The following is a 15,396-nucleotide window of genomic DNA, read 5'->3' on the forward strand; positions in this document are numbered from 1 at the left end:
TTTTCCTCCTATCTCACTGCACAGCGATTTGGTCCAATTTCCATTTCCCTTTGTTGTTCTTCTTCTGGTTTGATTTTACCCATATTTGTCTCACGAATTTCTTGGTATGAATTCGGCTGTGGCGGAAGATTTTCTGTCACCGTTTTTCTGAATTCAGCTTCATCATTAATATTTAATCCATGATTTTGTTGATAAAGTACACCAAGTTTTTCTGAAATACTTCCATCATCATTCATTTCGTTAATTCCCATGTAATGGGCAGGTAAGACTAGAAGATTATCAGCTAGCTCTTTGTAACGTTGATAAAGGGTATTTCTTAAATCTCCTACCCAGTCTTCAGCTTTACCAGCTAGATCAGGGCGACCAATGGAATCAATAAATAAAATGTCACCTGTTAACAAATATTGATCATCAACGACAAAAGATGTACTACCAATGGTATGCCCAGGAGAGTAAATGGCTTTTATGGTTGTCTGTCCAACCTTGTATTCATCGCCGTCATTAATTTGTGAGTAGTTAAATGTGACTTCTTTAGCATCCTTTGGTGGTAAATAATAGGTTGCACCATGTTTTTCAGCAAGTTCTCTACCACCAGAAATATGGTCAGCATGCAAATGAGTATCTAAAACGTGTGTTAACGTAATATTATGTTCCTTTATCATCTCTTCATATGGAGACAACATTCTGTTAGTATCAATTATTGCCCCTTTTCCGTCAGACTCAATTAAATAGGAAAGGCAGCCTTTTCCAATCCGTACAAATTGAAAGATGCTTCCTCCATTTTTCAAATCACCAATCTTTATTGGCTCAAGGTGTTCACTCCAAGCCTTCATTCCGCCTTCTACTGAGTAAACATCTGTAAACCCCTGTTCCATTATTTGTTCGGCGACAAATTCTGATGCACCACCTTTAGCACAAATGACATAAATTTCTTTGCTCTTTGGTAGTTTATCTAATATTGAATCGACTCCTTCTAATAATTCAACGTAAGGAGAATTGATTACCTCTATATTGCGCCCTTCTATTTTCCAATCGTCAAAATCGCTGGTATTACGGGTATCAAGGATGAAAAGGTCTTCATGATTAATGACTTTCTGGGCTAAATCTTTAACAGATATTGTTTTCAGAGCTGTTGTTGTTCCCATGTGTCTCCTCCTTTTACTTTTCTAAAAGTTGAGTAATCGTTTCCGGATCATACCCTAAAACCCACTCACCACTAATTTCAATTTGAGGGACTCCCATCTGACCTGTTGTTTCAACCAATTTATCTCCTGCTGCAGGATCTTCTTGCACATTTACTTCTTTAAATGCGACACCTTGCTCATTTAAAAAGTTTTTTACCATTACACAATAGGGACAAGTGTTTGTGGTATAGACAGTAACATTCTTATTCATCATTCTTCACTCCTTTAGAACGTTAGCGTTACGTCAGCATCTTTAGCAAACGCTAAAAAGGTAACTGCACCGCCAACATCAATCCCTTCTACAAAATGCTCTTTTTCTAAACTCATAACATCCATTGTCATTTGGCACGCAATCATTTTCACACCCATCTCACTCGCCATTGCAACAAGCTCTTCAACTGGTGGAACATTCGCTTTTTTAAATCCTTCTTGATAATGTTCTGTTCCTGTAGGCATTGGCAAATTTTTATGACCTTCTTTATGAATGAGATTTAAGCCTTCAAATGTAAAAAAGATTCCCACTTCAGCATCAGTAGCAGCTGCAGCCGTTGCAATATTGAATACTTTATAGGCATCAAACATCCCACCGTTTGAGGCAATGATAGCTACTTTCATTATTATTCCTCCTTGTTTAATGATTTTTATCGATAGGTCCTGTCCAGTCTTTCATTCCAGGAACTACATTTTTAACGTTGTTAAAGCCTTTTTCGGTTAACTTTTGTGCAGCAAAATCACTACGACTACCCGTTCTACAAATGACATGTAGATTGTCTACATTGTTAAGTTCCTCAAACCGATTTTCTAATTCACCAAGTGGGATATTAATAGCACCCGGTACATGACCGAATGCATATTCAGCCGGTTCTCTCACATCTAAAACAGTTATTTTTTCATTTCCATCTAATTTCTTTAATAATTCATCTAAATGAACCACATCCGGATGTTTTGCTTCAGGTTTTTCTTCTTCTGAACGAACTTTTCGAAGATAATGTTTTAAGGTCTCTCCCTCTTCTACAGTTCCTAAATACTGATGACCGGTACTAGAAGCCCAAGCCTTTAAATCAGCTGTTGAACCTTTATCGGTAGCTTGAATTTCCATCACTTCACCTGGTTCAAGGGTGTTCATTTCTTTTTTTGTTTTTACAATTGGCATCGGGCAAGCCAGTCCCTTTGCATCTAACACCCTATTAACTGTAACTTCCATTGAGATTCCTCCTTCTTGGGTTACGGTTTTTCGACTTCATCTTCCCAATTAAGCATTCCACCAACCATATTTTTCACTTTATACCCCTTATCTTGCAAAAATTCAGCAGCCATTCCACTCCGATTCCCCGATTGGCATACCATAAAATGCTCCTTGTCTTTGTCAATTTCATGTAATCGATTTTCAAGCTCTCCTAAAGGAATATGGTAAGCACCTGGGATTCTCCCTTGTGCAACTTCTTCATGTTCACGAACATCGATAATACTTTGTGCTTTTCCTTGCCTTACTTTTTCAGATACTTCTTTTGGTAAAATCTCAGCAACTTTTGACTTAGTATTCATTTCGTCACTCCTTATGTTGAAGTAATACAAGTCATACTTAGAATTCTCTTTTATCGGTTAAATATGTTTATTTGCCACGTCCATATAAATCCAAAATAAGCTTCTAATTGTAACTTTTATCACACTAATTGATTTTAGTAATGTTAATATCACAATACTAACAGGGGTATAAAGTTGAACTGGAGTGATTAAAATGAATAAAAAAATAATAATAGTAGGTGGAGTTTTAGGTGGAGTTTAATTTTGTTTGAAATATTAGGTGGATTAACCTTAGGGCTATAAAAGACATTTATTCGGGAAAGCAGTAAAAGTGAATGTCTAAACAAGGAGGAAAACAAATGAAAATAAAAACAAATCAACGTGTCGTTGCCGTTTTAGCCTTACTCCTTCTTGCCGGATATGGTGGCATCGATCATATGATGTACTCTGGTGGCATAAGCCCAAATATGTATGCTGGACATGATGGCAGTACCGGAAATGCAAGATGGCATGATAGAAATATTTCAAAGTCCTGAAATGATAGATACGATAAATAAAATAGTAAACGAAAAATAAAAAAAAGGACGGCGATAGTTTTTTATCGTCGCCCGTTTTTTTCAAAGTAGTTATAAAATATTTATTTCTTGACAGGCAAATTCACAGTTTCTATATACTTTTATTAATACAATTAATTAAACGATCCTCAATATCTTTTGCAAGCTTTATGATTTCATCATTATTCACAAGCTTAATAAGTGCTGTTGGTCTAGGCATCCCTATCTTAGTTTGCCCATTGTCACTGTAAACAACAATTTTACATGGTAAAAAATACCCCACTAATAAGTTTTCATTTAAAACTCTCTGAGCTTCATGTGGATTACAGACTTCTAAGACCTTATATTCCTGATTAAAATCTAGTCCCTTCTCTTGAAGTTTGTCTTTGATATCAAACATCCACAAAACGCCAAACTTCTCTTCTTTCAAATTAGTTTCTAAACTTGTTACTGCTTCATTAATACTCTTTTTTGTTTCAACGGTATAGTCAAACATTTTTTATCCTCCTTAAAATTTAATGTTTTTAGCAATTATTGCATAAATTGATTGATTTAAATGCACAAGTTTTGGATGAAAGCCGTTTTGTTCTAATAACTTTTTCATGGTTATAGACGGTACTTTCTGTTCTATTGAAGGTCCTATCTCTGATTCCACCGCTTCCCATTCTAACAATACAAACATTCCACCTGGCTTTATAATCCTACGAATTTCTCCGAGTGCAGCTTTTATATCAGGCACTTCATGTATGACAAAAGCTATTAACGCTTTATCTATCTACAATATTCTTTTCCAATTTTATATCCTCAAGATTACTTTCAACATACCTGATATTACTTATGTTCTCCTTTTCTGCACGTTCCATTAATAATTTCAACATCCTGGGTTCAATATCTACAGCATAAACCATCTTAGATTTTTTCGTTAGTGAAAGTGTAAAATAGCCGTTACCCGCACCTAGATCAGCGACATTTTCAAACTCTTCAAGTTCTAATAATTCCAATGCCTTATTGGGTGTTATAAGCTTTTTTCTCTTTGGATCAAAGAGCCTATATGCTCTATTTGGATCAGTTCGATGAGACAGAATCATCCCCCCTTCCATTATATACGTATACCCGTAATGGTATATATTAATTATAAAATGAGTAATAAGATACTACAAGCCTTAAGTTTGGTCTTTGTCGTACATTGAGTAGGATTTTTCAATAAATCTTTTATATTGATTCAATACTCTGTTCCTACCTTATTAATGTTTCATTCATTCGAACTGCTGTTATGATTCCTGCAATTAGAGGTAATAGAGCAACTAAACCAATTGCCCAACTAATATTAAGCATATCTGCAATAAATCCTGCAAATAATGCTCCAAATGCATATCCACTATCTCTCCAAAAACGATAAACTCCCATTGATGAGGCTCTCCATTCTGGTTGTGCTATATCACTAATTGAAGCTTGTAAGGTTGGATATACCATTGCGGTTCCTAGTCCTAGAAGAATAGCTGCTATGAACCATAGGCTATATTCGTTTACAAATAAAATCATCCACAGAGAAAGAGCTTGAAGCCACATTCCACCAACAATGAACCACTTTCGTCCGATCTTATCACTTAACGCTCCGGTAAACAGTTGGAAAAATCCCCATGAAGCTGGATAAATCGCAACTAACACTCCAATTTCTGATACGGTTAAGCCAACACCTGTAAAGAATAATGGGAAGAGTCCCCAAGCCATACCATCTTTAAGGTTTGTGCTTAATCCTGCAAAAGTGATGCTAGATAAACTTTTATTCTTAAACGTAGTTATTTTGAACACTTCTTTTGCAGATAAAGTCGGACCATTATTGGATGATTTTGTTTGAAGCTTTATATGTTCTTCTGTATCTCTTACAAGTAATGATAAGATAAAACCGATTACCACAATAATAATACCTAAATAAAATGGTTCGGGGCGGTTAGAAAAATTTGTTGCAACAAAACCAGAGACACCAGCCATTACAGCTACTCCTATATACCCTGCAAATTCATTTAACCCTACAGCAAAACCTCTTTGAGTAGGTTTCGATAAATCAATTTTCATATTTACGGTCATGGACCAAGATAATCCTTGGTTGATACCTAAGAAAATATTTGCAACTACAATCATCCACCATGAGGTCGCAAATATAACCAGCAAAGGAACTAATAAGCCGATACTCCAACCGATAAGAAGGACTTTCTTTCTTCCTAATCGGTCTGCGATAGCACCTGCAAAATAATTCACAATAGCCTTTGAAAATCCAAAACTAATAATAAAAGATAATGCCGCACTAGCCGATGCCAAACCAAAATCTTCTTCACCAATAATCGGGAGAATGGTTCTTTCTAAACCAACCATTGAACCAACAAAGAAGTTCGTAACAACTAGAAGTATGAAATTTATTAAATTTTCTTTAATTCCAATTTGTACTTTACTCAAACCATTCACCTCCAAAAAGGGAGAACCAAATAGAGGTTCTCCACTTTATTATTTTCCTTGATTTGTTTTTCTCATCTCTTTAAAACCTTCTGGTTGTGGTGGTACGTTCGTTGTCATAAAATCAACAAATTCCTTCTCGTTATCAAATCTCATTGCTTCATTGTGACGTTTTTCAAATCCAATGGTTGAAGAAGGTTTCCCACTTAAACCACGTCCACAAACTGATCCTGAAAACGCTCCAGGATAAATTTCAACATGGTCTTCTAATTGAGTGATCTTTTTTAAGCTTTGATACAAATCTTTTGCCCCTTCTTCAATAGATACAGCCAATTCAGTTCTACCTGCATCTCCAACCATTAACGTATGACCTGTTAAGACAAACCAAGGTTCATCAGCTCGACGTTTATCAGAAACCACGATAGAAATGTGCTCTGGTGTATGACCTGGGGTATGCAAGAACTTTAATAGTGTATTTCCAGCTAATAATTCATCCCCGTCTTCTACTGGAGTAAAGTTAAAGCTTGTTTCTGCTGAAGAATGAAGGACATATTTTGCACCTGTTTTCTCAGCTAATTTTCTTGCACCTGATACATGGTCAGCATGAAGATGTGTATCAATTACATAAACAATATTCATGCCTAACTTTTCAGCTTCTTCTACATAAAAATCAACTTGATCTTCTAGTGGGTCTACCACCACTCCTTGTGATTGACTTCCACACCCAAAAAAATATGATGCTGCTACTGGATTAGTGTGTAAATATTGACGAAATAACATTTTTAATTCCTCCTTAAAATTAATGAATATAATCAGATTGTTTCCACTCATGAACCCCTTCTTCCATGCGATAAGCTTCGTATCCAAGGGAGTTTAATGTTTCTACTGCTTGTGTTGCAAAAGCACAATAAGGTCCACGACAATAAGCAATTATTTTTTTATCTTTTGGAAGAGAAGAAATATGCTCCTCTAGATCTTCAACAGGTATCGATAGAGCTCCCGTAATATGTTGATTTTTATATTCATCTTCTGGTCTAACATCAATTAGAACAGCCTCACCATTTTGTATCTCTTTCAACATATCTTTAAGATGAACCATTTTAATCCTTTCATCTCTTCCTATATAACCTTTTCTTACGTGTGTAATATCACTAAACTGCATTTCGGCTAAATTTTTAATCGAATGCAGGAGTTCAATTACGTTATCATCTGTTAAAGAGTAGAATACAAAGTTTTTATCCTTACTAAATTTAACTAATCTAGCCTCTAGTAGTGCCTGAAGGTGTTTTGATGTATTTGCTACAGACATCTTTGCTTCTTTGGATAACCTCTCCACTGTTTTTGGTCCTTGAGATAAATAATCTAATAACTCAAAGCGCTTAGGACTAGATAGAGCTTTACTAATTCGAGCAAATTGACTGTAAACAAGATCTTTAAATTCTCTAGGTTCCATATAATCACCTCTAATCTATTCAACTTATTGATTGAATAGTTGAATTGTATAATATATGATTTAATTTGTAAAGTGGTTTGCTAAGTGGAAAAATATAGTTTGAAAAATTTAATGTATTTTATTATTAACCAAGCTGAGAAGATTAAATGATATATAAAGTTAATAATGAAACTAGGAAGGATATGCTTTAGCCAAAATGTTTGCTGCAATCGTTAGATTTTCCGAAGAGGTATAGGGTCTTTTTATTTATAAAAAAACACCGCAAACCACGGTGGAAAAAGAAAAACCATTAATAATGGATAGCTGTTTATCTCTTTTTATTTCTGCTATCTTTCTTGCAATAACTTAATTTAAGACATTATTTATTGCGCAGTATTTAGTCTACTACGTAATTAGAGATACTCCACAATCGGGGCCTTATATGGAATAAGGAGTGACTAATTGTTCACTTCTGACAGCTTTCTATATAATGAAGCCCTAGATACATTTGTAATTTCACAAATTTGATTTACAGTCATATTTCCTTCTTTATATAGCTTTACTGCATAATTCATTCCTGCGTGATTTTTATGATATTTCTTTAACCGTCCTTTAAACTTCCCTTCTTTCTTTGCGAGCTCAATTCCTTCACGCTGACGCAAACGAATAAGGTCTCGCTCTAATTGGTTAACACCAGCCATTACCGTAATTAAGAATTGGCTGTATGGATTATCTTCTGATAAATCTAGCCATGTATCCTTAAGTGATTTTAAGCTTGCCTTTTTATTTCGTATTAAATCAATCAATTCAAATAAATCTTGCGTACTTCGAGTGATCCGAGTTAAATCTGTAACATAAATAACGTCACCTTCCTGTAAATCCTCTAACATTTTTTGAAGTTGTTCACGATCCTTTGTGGCTCCTGAAATTTTTTCTTCATAAATAATATCCATTCCAATTTCGTTCAATTGCTGAAATTGCCTTGAAGGATTTTGGCTAGTCGAACTGACGCGTATATAACCGATTTTCTGCAAAATTTCACCTCGTTTTTGAGACAAGTCTTATGAGACACTCTTAACTATGATTTTATCAGTCTACTATACTTGTATCAATAGAGTACACTCTATTGATATATAATTAAACTAATTAACTGAAAAATTACAGAAATGGGATGAGACTATATGAAAATTGCGAGAGGTAGAGAATTACTTACACCAGATCAGAGACTTGCTTTAATGCAAATCCCTGAAGATGAATGGGTATTGGGAACCTACTACACTTTTTCCAAACGAGATTTAGAAATTATAAATAGGCGAAGGAGAGAAGAAAATCGTTTAGGGTTCGCAGTTCAATTGGCCGTTCTTCGGTATCCCGGATGGCCATACACTCATATCAAAAGCATCCCAGATTCCGTCATACATTATATATCGAAACAAATCGGTGCCACACCATCCACGATTAGTCTTTATCCTCAAAGAGAAAATACACTTTGGGATCATTTGAAAGAAATTCGAAGTGAATACGACTTTGTAACTTTTACTCTAAAAGAATATCGAATGACATTTAAGCATCTTCATCAAGTAGCTTTGGAAAATGGTGATGCCATACATTTACTACATGAATGCATAGATTTTCTAAGAAGAAATAAAATCATATTACCTGCTTTCACCACACTTGAGAGAATGGTGTGGGAGGCAAGGGCGATGGCTGAAAAGAAGCTATTTAACATGGTTAATCAATCTCTAACAAAAAAGCAAAAAGAAAAGCTGGAAGAGGTCATTACTTCGCAGCATCCATCCGAATCCAATAAAACGATATTGGGTTGGTTAAAGGAACCACCAGGTCATCCTTCACCCGAAACATTTCTAAAAGTAATAGAACGACTCGAATACATACGAGGAATGGAGTTAGAAACGGTACAAATTAGTCATTTGCATCGCAATCGCCTGTTACAGCTATCTCGCTTAGGTTCAAGATATGAGCCTTATGCATTCCGTGACTTTCAAGAAAATAAACGATATTCGATATTAACCGTCTATTTATTACATCTTACTCAGGAGTTAACGGATAAGGCATTTGAAATTCATGACAGACAAATACTAAGTCTGTTATCAAAAGGCCGTAAGGCGCAAGAAGAAATTCAGAAACAAAACGGTAAAAAGCTAAATGAGAAGGTAATACACTTTACGAACATCGGACAGGCTTTAATCAAAGCAAAAAAGGATAAACTAGATGTTTTTGAGGTTTTGGAATCTGTTATTGAATGGAATTCTTTTGTTTCTTCTGTAGAAGAAGCTCAGGAGCTTGCACGTCCTGCTGACTATGATTATTTAGACTTACTGCAAAAACGCTTTTATTCACTTAGAAAATATACGCCGACGCTATTAAGAGTATTAGACTTTCATTCTACAAAGGCAAATGAGCCACTTTTACAAGCTGTAGAGATTATCCGAGGAATGAATGAATCTGGAAAGCGAAAAGTACCTGATGACTCACCAGTGGATTTTATTTCAAAACGTTGGAAAAGGCATTTATACGAGGATGATGGTACAACAATTAATCGTCATTACTATGAAATGGCTGTTTTAACGGAACTTCGGGAGCATGTTCGGGCAGGAGATGTTTCCATTGTTGGTAGCAGGCAATATAGAGATTTTGAGGAATATTTATTTTCAGAAGATACATGGAATGAAGCGAAGGAGAATACGAGATTATCAGTTAGTTTATCATTCGAAGATTATATGACGGAGAGAACCAAAAGTCTTAATGAAAGGTTAAAGTGGTTAGCTGCCAATTCCGTTAAGTTGGACGGAGTTTCTCTTGAAAAAGGAAAGATATCAATTGCACGCTTGGAAAAAGATGTTCCGGAAGAAGCAAAAAAATTTAGTGCGAGCCTGTATCAGATGCTCCCAAGAATAAAATTAACCGATTTACTCATGGATGTTGCTTATATAACAGGATTTCATGAACAATTCACTCATGCTTCCAATAATCGAAAACCGGATAAAGAAGAAACGATTATTATTATGGCAGCCCTTTTAGGAATGGGAATGAATATTGGTTTGAGTAAGATGGCTGAAGCAACACCCGGACTTACATATAAGCAACTAGCCAATGTATCTCAATGGCGCATGTATGAAGATGCCATGAATAAAGCACAAGCCATATTAGTAAATTTTCATCATAAATTACAATTGTCTTCCTATTGGGGCGACGGTACAACATCCTCATCGGATGGTATGAGAATGCAGCTAGGTGTTTCATCACTACATGCAGATGCAAATCCACATTATGGAACCGGAAAAGGAGCAACCATCTATCGTTTTACTAGTGATCAATTCTCTTCTTACTACACCAAGATTATTCATACTAATTCAAGGGATGCGATTCATGTTTTAGATGGTTTGTTGCACCATGAGACGGATCTAAACATAGAAGAGCATTATACAGACACAGCCGGTTATACAGACCAAATATTTGGACTGACTCATTTATTAGGATTTAATTTTGCTCCAAGAATAAGAGATTTATCAGATTCGAAATTATTTACAATAGATAAAGCAAGTGAATATCCAAAATTAGAAGCCATTTTACGTGGACAAATAAATACAAAGGTCATTAAAGAAAATTATGAGGATGTTTTGCGATTAGCTCATTCTATACGAGAAGGAACAGTTTCAGCATCCCTTATTATGGGGAAATTAGGTTCTTATTCAAGACAAAACAGCCTAGCTACAGCCTTACGTGAGATGGGACGAATAGAAAAAACTATCTTTATTCTTAATTATATTTCAGATGAATCTTTAAGAAGAAAAATACAAAGAGGATTGAATAAAGGAGAATCTATGAATGGACTGGCACGAGCTATTTTCTTCGGAAAGCAAGGAGAGCTTAGGGAACGAACCATACAGCATCAATTGCAAAGAGCCAGTGCCTTAAACATAATCATCAATGCCATCAGTATCTGGAATACTTTACATCTAACAAAAGCAGTTGAATATCAAAAACGGTCAGATAGTTTAAATGAAGAATTATTGCACCATATGTCACCTCTAGGTTGGGAACATATTAATTTATTAGGAGAATACCATTTTAATTCCGATAAAAAAGTTTCGTTAGATTCTTTAAGACCATTGAAACTTTCTTAACGTTGTTAAAAATAGAGAATTCGTCAGGAAAATAGGCTTATCGTTGTAAATCCGCATTTTCCTGACGCTACCCCAAAGAGTGGGAATCTTTCTAACACAGTCCAGTTAAACGGATCTTTTATTCTAAAAGAACTCTAAACCTATCATTAAATGATAGAGTGGACTAAAGAGATCTGATTCAACAAGTTCTTTCATATGGTCAAAATGAATTTGTAATTCTTCCATTTCGCTGAGAAGAATTTCGTTATTTGAACTTCCTTCTAAGATGACCTTAATATAAAGAACATCTGAAGATAATTCATCAAGAATTTGCTTATCATACAACTTTTTTAAAAGTTGATCTTCCTTTCTTCTGTTTACCTCATTTAAGAAATTTTCTAATTGGTTAATTACTTCTTTTTTCTTCATTTTATTATCTCCTTTCACTTTGAACTTTCTAAGTAAATAGATTACTTCGTTCGTGACTTTATTATAGTTAACTGTCCTTTATATATAACCGGAAAATGTTCGAGTAATTTCAGCCCTATAATTAGATACTTGCAATCTTAACTTCTATTAGGACAAACGGTTAATATTAAACATCTAAAGAGTTATAGGGAAAAAGTGAAGAGAGTGTACCAAAAATTAAACTTTTTTTGAATAAATTGTGAACTAGTAGGATTATATACTTATGAAATAGAAAGATTAATATGAAAGGAGGGATATAATTGAACGACTATGATTTGTTACTCCATCTAAAAAACCAATATGATGCAACCAATACTTCCACCGACCTCAAAAACCTCATCGATACCTTCTTAGAATATTTTCCAATCGAATAACATATAATAGTTCATCTATTTGTTTTGAATTAACATTAATATGCAGCTTTACTAAAAAAAGAGGAAGACAAAGATGTAGGATTGTTACTTGAAGAAAGAAAAAGATTATTAATTAAAGAACCTTGTTCAACAATAGAAAACACAAGGAATAAAAAGGAATTTCAATTTCTTATTAATAAGTTTTTATCTAAGAAATTATCTTTGGTTGTTATGATAGTTCTACACTTAATAAATAATGTACTTTATTTATTAAGTGTAGAAAATAAAATACATTTTCTAAATATTAAAAATCTCTCGGTTGAATAATGTACCTATCAAGCCGAGAGATTTTTGAATGCCATTTTAATTGTTACATTTAACTAATTTTGATATCTGAAAGTGAATCAACTATGTCTTCATGAAGAATATTGACCTTGAAGTATTCTCTTAATTTACATAAGAATACGTTTAAATTATATTTATATCTTATTTGTATTTTGGTAATACCCGATTCAGGTAAATATTCATGTCCTTTATAACTTCCACCTACTATAAAGAGAGTGATTGTATCACCTTTATAGTCTTGTCCGTTAAAACTAGGTAAGATGGTTAGCGTTTTATTTCCTATATAAGCGGCTGCAACATCTATTGCTGCTTCCGTTGGAGTTACTTTCACTTTAGTATTATTAAAAATGCTATATACTGGCATATTAAGGTCCACCTTTTAAATTTTTTAGATTATAACTTCTTTATACTTATACTAAATTCCATCAATATGTTATTTTTCATAATCTTTCGGAATGCAATCTTGCTAAAGCGCCTATTTTTTTATTGTTTTCTTCATAATTATCAGGAACGGTCATTTTAATAGATAAATACTAATTATTTTTTCATATTTAATCGGAAAAAATATTTTGTTTTCTATTAGAAATAATATATTAGCTACAGAACTACAAAGAATATAAAGGTGGCTATGCAGGAGGAAGAGCAACTTTTGGGGCAAAAATAATTCAAAAAAGCTACACAAATGATAAAATAATCAAAATGTGTAACTTTAAATTTGGGTGTAAATTTTAGGATTTTAATTAACTCTCTATATAATACTAATCAACCCAATTTATTGATTTCAAGTCTTGCTCTAGCCATTTATAAATAATGTCAGTTATTGGTGTATCCTCGAATATATCTAATACTTGACCAGTACGAGTCACACTTAACCACATACAATCATCTCGACGATATTCTTTAATTTTTTTACCAATTTCATAGATAATATTATCATCAAGATGAAAATCATCTGAATCTTCTTTTGTAAATTGGATATCTAAAATAAAATCTTTATAATCTGATGGCAAAGGTTCTAAGTGCCAATTTAATCCCGGACCCGCAGAGAATCCATCTGTTTCTTTAGGTGCTTGTAAATCTCCTTTTAGAGTAAAAGGATAAAGTACAAACTTCCTTAACCTATTTTTTAATAATGGGAAGAATGTTTCAACAATCTCTTTATATCCAATAATCACTTCTTTATAAATTTTTACAGTTCTTATATATAGCTGTTCATCGGAGTAGGCACTCCATACCCAATTGTCTTTAGGATTTTCAATATCCTCCCCAGGTATCGGACATTCTACAACATTAATACCTTTAATCTCTAAATTTGCAATGTAATCCTTATACAATGACATTGGAACTCGTTTTTTATTTACATTTATATCTGAAATATTCTGATATTCTTTTTCAATTCTAGATTTTATTTCATTTATACTGATACTTTTGGTGTATAAAGAGCCTTTCCTGACTATTTTTAAGGAAGTGCTCCACATTAATTCTTTATAAATTATCTCTGTACAGATGGGCAATGCCTTATTTTTAATTATTTTTGTTAATTTACCCCTTAATTCCTCGAATGTCCATCTCCAATACCAACTTGATCTATCACCTGGTCTAGCTCCTTTATAACTTAGCCAGTCATATTCAATCTTATTTCCATCTAGGATATTGATTTCAGGCAGTTTTTTTCTTCCCCTATACCAAGATATATATAACCATTCGTCATCTTTCATTATTCCAATAGGTAGGATAGTTCGATTCATATCCACTGGTGCAATAATATCAGCTAAGATGCCTAAAGATTTTATCCAAGAACTCATGGTCATTCTAATTTTTTCTCCACATTCTTGTGTTGATAAAGAGGTTATATCATTATGAATTCCCCATTTTTTTATACTTTCCTCTATTAGTACTGAAGCAAAACCTGGTACCTTTTCTACAATTTCGCGAAGAATATTGTCAATAGTATCCTCCTTAAATATGGTAATTAGAATAATAAGAGGATATTTCCAGTAATCTAAAGTACCCTTTTCAATTATGTGATTAATATTTATCATATTTTCGGATAACGACTTAGCAGCAAACCATTGATTCAATATCGGAAGAACAAATGATATGTAACCATTTTCTTCAATAATCAAACCACTGTTTAAGAGACTCCTAACTTCGACAATGTCACCTATTTCAGTCTTTTTAACAGGAACATTTCCACTGCTAGTACTTATCATAGCTAAATTCATTAGTAACTGATTTGTATTTGATTCATTTATTTCTACATTTTTAAAGGCGTTTTCTATTAAGTATGCTAGTAGTTAGCCACTGGTATTTGGGATTATATTATTTGTTTTTCTTAAATATAATCCAAGTAAAATCGCGAAAAGAGGACGTTGAATTACTACTTCTATGTCTTTAGGTAGATTGTAAAAATGATAAAGTTTTTGCTGATTATTGATAAAATTTACTATCTCTAATGCTTCATCTTCATTCAAACCTTTCATTCTTATCTTTTCAGAGATATTAGCAAAAATACTTAATGGTCTGCTTGTAAGGATTATGCAGAGATTATCCCATCTTTCAATAGCAATACGCATATTTTCTAATATATTTGATGCGATTGATACTGATACTTCATCCATTCCATCTACTATAATCCAGTATCTTTTTGATTTATCAAGAACTATTTTTTCTAGATACTTTTGAACGTCAATGTCTAATTGTGCTGCATTTATACTTATCGGAATAGGAAAATCAAATTCATTCTCTGCTCTTAATAACAAATCTAAATAAATCTTATCAATAGCAAAAGATTTACCTAGTCCAAACTCACCTTCTATTACTACTAATCGTTTTTCGTCAGTTGGCTTTAAATATTCAAAATTATAGTGTTTATTCTCTAAAAAATATAAAGCTTGTTCTTTATCCAAACCATTTGCCTTAAGTCGTGAAATAGATTTTGCTAAAGTTAGCTTTCTT

Annotated in this window: 18 protein-coding genes; 2 read left to right on the plus strand and 16 right to left on the minus strand. The window is 33.5% G+C overall.

Annotation, left to right across the window (positions count from 1 at the left end; all coding sequences use genetic code 11):
* Positions 1 to 8: 8 nt before the first annotated feature.
* The 5 genes from ACTQ5K_RS05735 to ACTQ5K_RS05755 are packed head-to-tail and all read right to left on the minus strand — an operon-like array spanning position 9 to position 2,729.
* Entirely contained in the window at positions 9 to 1,145 is a 1,137-nt protein-coding gene (locus ACTQ5K_RS05735; RefSeq protein ID WP_016204410.1) for an MBL fold metallo-hydrolase, read from the minus strand.
* Between the two features lie 13 nt (positions 1,146 to 1,158).
* Positions 1,159 to 1,395 (minus strand): glutaredoxin family protein, encoded by a 237-nt coding sequence (locus tag ACTQ5K_RS05740; protein ID WP_016204411.1) that lies wholly within the window; start codon positions 1,393 to 1,395, stop codon positions 1,159 to 1,161.
* 14 nt (positions 1,396 to 1,409) lie between these two features.
* Positions 1,410 to 1,799: a DsrE/DsrF/DrsH-like family protein gene (locus ACTQ5K_RS05745; RefSeq protein ID WP_016204412.1), complete on the minus strand. Its 390-nt coding sequence runs from the start codon at positions 1,797 to 1,799 to the stop codon at positions 1,410 to 1,412.
* Between the two features lie 16 nt (positions 1,800 to 1,815).
* Entirely contained in the window at positions 1,816 to 2,388 is a 573-nt protein-coding gene (locus tag ACTQ5K_RS05750; protein WP_016204413.1) for a sulfurtransferase TusA family protein, read from the minus strand.
* Between the two features lie 20 nt (positions 2,389 to 2,408).
* A complete protein-coding gene (locus tag ACTQ5K_RS05755; RefSeq protein WP_016204414.1) occupies positions 2,409 to 2,729 on the minus strand; it encodes a rhodanese-like domain-containing protein in 321 nt (106 codons plus the stop codon).
* A 314-nt stretch (positions 2,730 to 3,043) separates the two neighbouring features.
* On the opposite strand from ACTQ5K_RS05755, the gene ACTQ5K_RS05760 reads away from it, so the two are divergent.
* Positions 3,044 to 3,244 (plus strand): hypothetical protein, encoded by a 201-nt coding sequence (locus ACTQ5K_RS05760; protein ID WP_142385654.1) that lies wholly within the window; start codon positions 3,044 to 3,046, stop codon positions 3,242 to 3,244.
* 130 nt (positions 3,245 to 3,374) lie between these two features.
* Here the strand turns inward: ACTQ5K_RS05760 and ACTQ5K_RS05765 are convergent, their stop codons facing one another.
* The 7 genes from ACTQ5K_RS05765 to ACTQ5K_RS05795 all read right to left on the minus strand — a co-directional run bounded on the left by ACTQ5K_RS05765 (position 3,375) and on the right by ACTQ5K_RS05795 (position 8,179).
* A complete protein-coding gene (locus ACTQ5K_RS05765) occupies positions 3,375 to 3,758 on the minus strand; it encodes a DUF302 domain-containing protein (RefSeq protein WP_019380820.1) in 384 nt (127 codons plus the stop codon).
* Positions 3,759 to 3,770: 12 nt separating this feature from the next.
* On the minus strand, positions 3,771 to 4,037 hold the full coding sequence (locus ACTQ5K_RS05770; RefSeq protein WP_142385655.1) for a class I SAM-dependent methyltransferase: 267 nt from the start codon (positions 4,035 to 4,037) through the stop codon (positions 3,771 to 3,773).
* Positions 4,030 to 4,362 carry a class I SAM-dependent methyltransferase gene (locus ACTQ5K_RS05775; RefSeq protein WP_250637168.1) on the minus strand — a complete coding sequence of 111 codons (333 nt, stop codon included), beginning with the start codon at positions 4,360 to 4,362 and terminating at the stop codon, positions 4,030 to 4,032. The genes ACTQ5K_RS05770 and ACTQ5K_RS05775 overlap by 8 nt, the downstream gene beginning before the upstream one ends.
* A gap of 136 nt (positions 4,363 to 4,498) precedes the next feature.
* Positions 4,499 to 5,716 carry an MFS transporter gene (locus ACTQ5K_RS05780; RefSeq protein ID WP_016204419.1) on the minus strand — a complete coding sequence of 406 codons (1,218 nt, stop codon included), beginning with the start codon at positions 5,714 to 5,716 and terminating at the stop codon, positions 4,499 to 4,501.
* 48 nt (positions 5,717 to 5,764) lie between these two features.
* Entirely contained in the window at positions 5,765 to 6,493 is a 729-nt protein-coding gene (locus tag ACTQ5K_RS05785; protein WP_016204420.1) for an MBL fold metallo-hydrolase, read from the minus strand.
* Between the two features lie 19 nt (positions 6,494 to 6,512).
* A complete protein-coding gene (locus ACTQ5K_RS05790) occupies positions 6,513 to 7,166 on the minus strand; it encodes an ArsR/SmtB family transcription factor (protein ID WP_016204421.1) in 654 nt (217 codons plus the stop codon).
* A gap of 437 nt (positions 7,167 to 7,603) precedes the next feature.
* Entirely contained in the window at positions 7,604 to 8,179 is a 576-nt protein-coding gene (locus ACTQ5K_RS05795; protein ID WP_016204422.1) for a recombinase family protein, read from the minus strand.
* A 147-nt stretch (positions 8,180 to 8,326) separates the two neighbouring features.
* On the opposite strand from ACTQ5K_RS05795, the gene ACTQ5K_RS05800 reads away from it, so the two are divergent.
* The gene (locus tag ACTQ5K_RS05800; protein ID WP_152112362.1) at positions 8,327 to 11,293 is read left to right on the plus strand and encodes a Tn3 family transposase; all 2,967 of its coding nucleotides are present in this window, start codon (positions 8,327 to 8,329) and stop codon (positions 11,291 to 11,293) included.
* 123 nt (positions 11,294 to 11,416) lie between these two features.
* Here ACTQ5K_RS05800 and ACTQ5K_RS05805 read toward each other — a convergent pair whose 3' ends face one another.
* From ACTQ5K_RS05805 to ACTQ5K_RS05820, 4 genes are all read right to left on the minus strand, one after another.
* On the minus strand, positions 11,417 to 11,701 hold the full coding sequence (locus ACTQ5K_RS05805) for a hypothetical protein (protein ID WP_016204921.1): 285 nt from the start codon (positions 11,699 to 11,701) through the stop codon (positions 11,417 to 11,419).
* Positions 11,702 to 12,469: 768 nt separating this feature from the next.
* Positions 12,470 to 12,802 (minus strand): hypothetical protein, encoded by a 333-nt coding sequence (locus tag ACTQ5K_RS05810; RefSeq protein WP_016204923.1) that lies wholly within the window; start codon positions 12,800 to 12,802, stop codon positions 12,470 to 12,472.
* Positions 12,803 to 13,196: 394 nt separating this feature from the next.
* The gene (locus tag ACTQ5K_RS05815) at positions 13,197 to 14,663 is read right to left on the minus strand and encodes a hypothetical protein (RefSeq protein WP_109769258.1); all 1,467 of its coding nucleotides are present in this window, start codon (positions 14,661 to 14,663) and stop codon (positions 13,197 to 13,199) included.
* A 72-nt stretch (positions 14,664 to 14,735) separates the two neighbouring features.
* Complete coding sequence (locus ACTQ5K_RS05820) at positions 14,736 to 15,347, minus strand: hypothetical protein (protein ID WP_047945082.1); 612 nt, start codon at positions 15,345 to 15,347, stop codon at positions 14,736 to 14,738.
* Positions 15,348 to 15,396 lie beyond the last annotated feature (49 nt).

The sequence above is a fragment of the Niallia sp. Sow4_A1 genome, assembly GCF_052116745.1.
Lineage (GTDB): Bacteria > Bacillota > Bacilli > Bacillales > Cytobacillaceae > Niallia > Niallia hominis.

Bases quoted from the DNA above. Each gene is read 5' to 3' on its own strand.
- ACTQ5K_RS05775 (WP_250637168.1), bottom strand. From the start codon at position 4,362: ATGGAAGGGGGGATGATTCTGTCTCATCGAACTGATCCAAATAGAGCA.
- ACTQ5K_RS05735 (WP_016204410.1), bottom strand. From the start codon at position 1,145: ATGGGAACAACAACAGCTCTGAAAACAATATCTGTTAAAGATTTAGCC.
- ACTQ5K_RS05750 (WP_016204413.1), bottom strand. From the start codon at position 2,388: ATGGAAGTTACAGTTAATAGGGTGTTAGATGCAAAGGGACTGGCTTGC.
- ACTQ5K_RS05755 (WP_016204414.1), bottom strand. From the start codon at position 2,729: ATGAATACTAAGTCAAAAGTTGCTGAGATTTTACCAAAAGAAGTATCT.
- ACTQ5K_RS05805 (WP_016204921.1), bottom strand. From the start codon at position 11,701: ATGAAGAAAAAAGAAGTAATTAACCAATTAGAAAATTTCTTAAATGAG.
- ACTQ5K_RS05740 (WP_016204411.1), bottom strand. From the start codon at position 1,395: ATGAATAAGAATGTTACTGTCTATACCACAAACACTTGTCCCTATTGT.
- ACTQ5K_RS05745 (WP_016204412.1), bottom strand. From the start codon at position 1,799: ATGAAAGTAGCTATCATTGCCTCAAACGGTGGGATGTTTGATGCCTAT.
- ACTQ5K_RS05815 (WP_109769258.1), bottom strand. From the start codon at position 14,663: ATGAATTTAGCTATGATAAGTACTAGCAGTGGAAATGTTCCTGTTAAA.
- ACTQ5K_RS05760 (WP_142385654.1), top strand. From the start codon at position 3,044: ATGTCTAAACAAGGAGGAAAACAAATGAAAATAAAAACAAATCAACGT.
- ACTQ5K_RS05765 (WP_019380820.1), bottom strand. From the start codon at position 3,758: ATGTTTGACTATACCGTTGAAACAAAAAAGAGTATTAATGAAGCAGTA.
- ACTQ5K_RS05800 (WP_152112362.1), top strand. From the start codon at position 8,327: ATGAAAATTGCGAGAGGTAGAGAATTACTTACACCAGATCAGAGACTT.
- ACTQ5K_RS05785 (WP_016204420.1), bottom strand. From the start codon at position 6,493: ATGTTATTTCGTCAATATTTACACACTAATCCAGTAGCAGCATCATAT.
- ACTQ5K_RS05790 (WP_016204421.1), bottom strand. From the start codon at position 7,166: ATGGAACCTAGAGAATTTAAAGATCTTGTTTACAGTCAATTTGCTCGA.
- ACTQ5K_RS05810 (WP_016204923.1), bottom strand. From the start codon at position 12,802: ATGCCAGTATATAGCATTTTTAATAATACTAAAGTGAAAGTAACTCCA.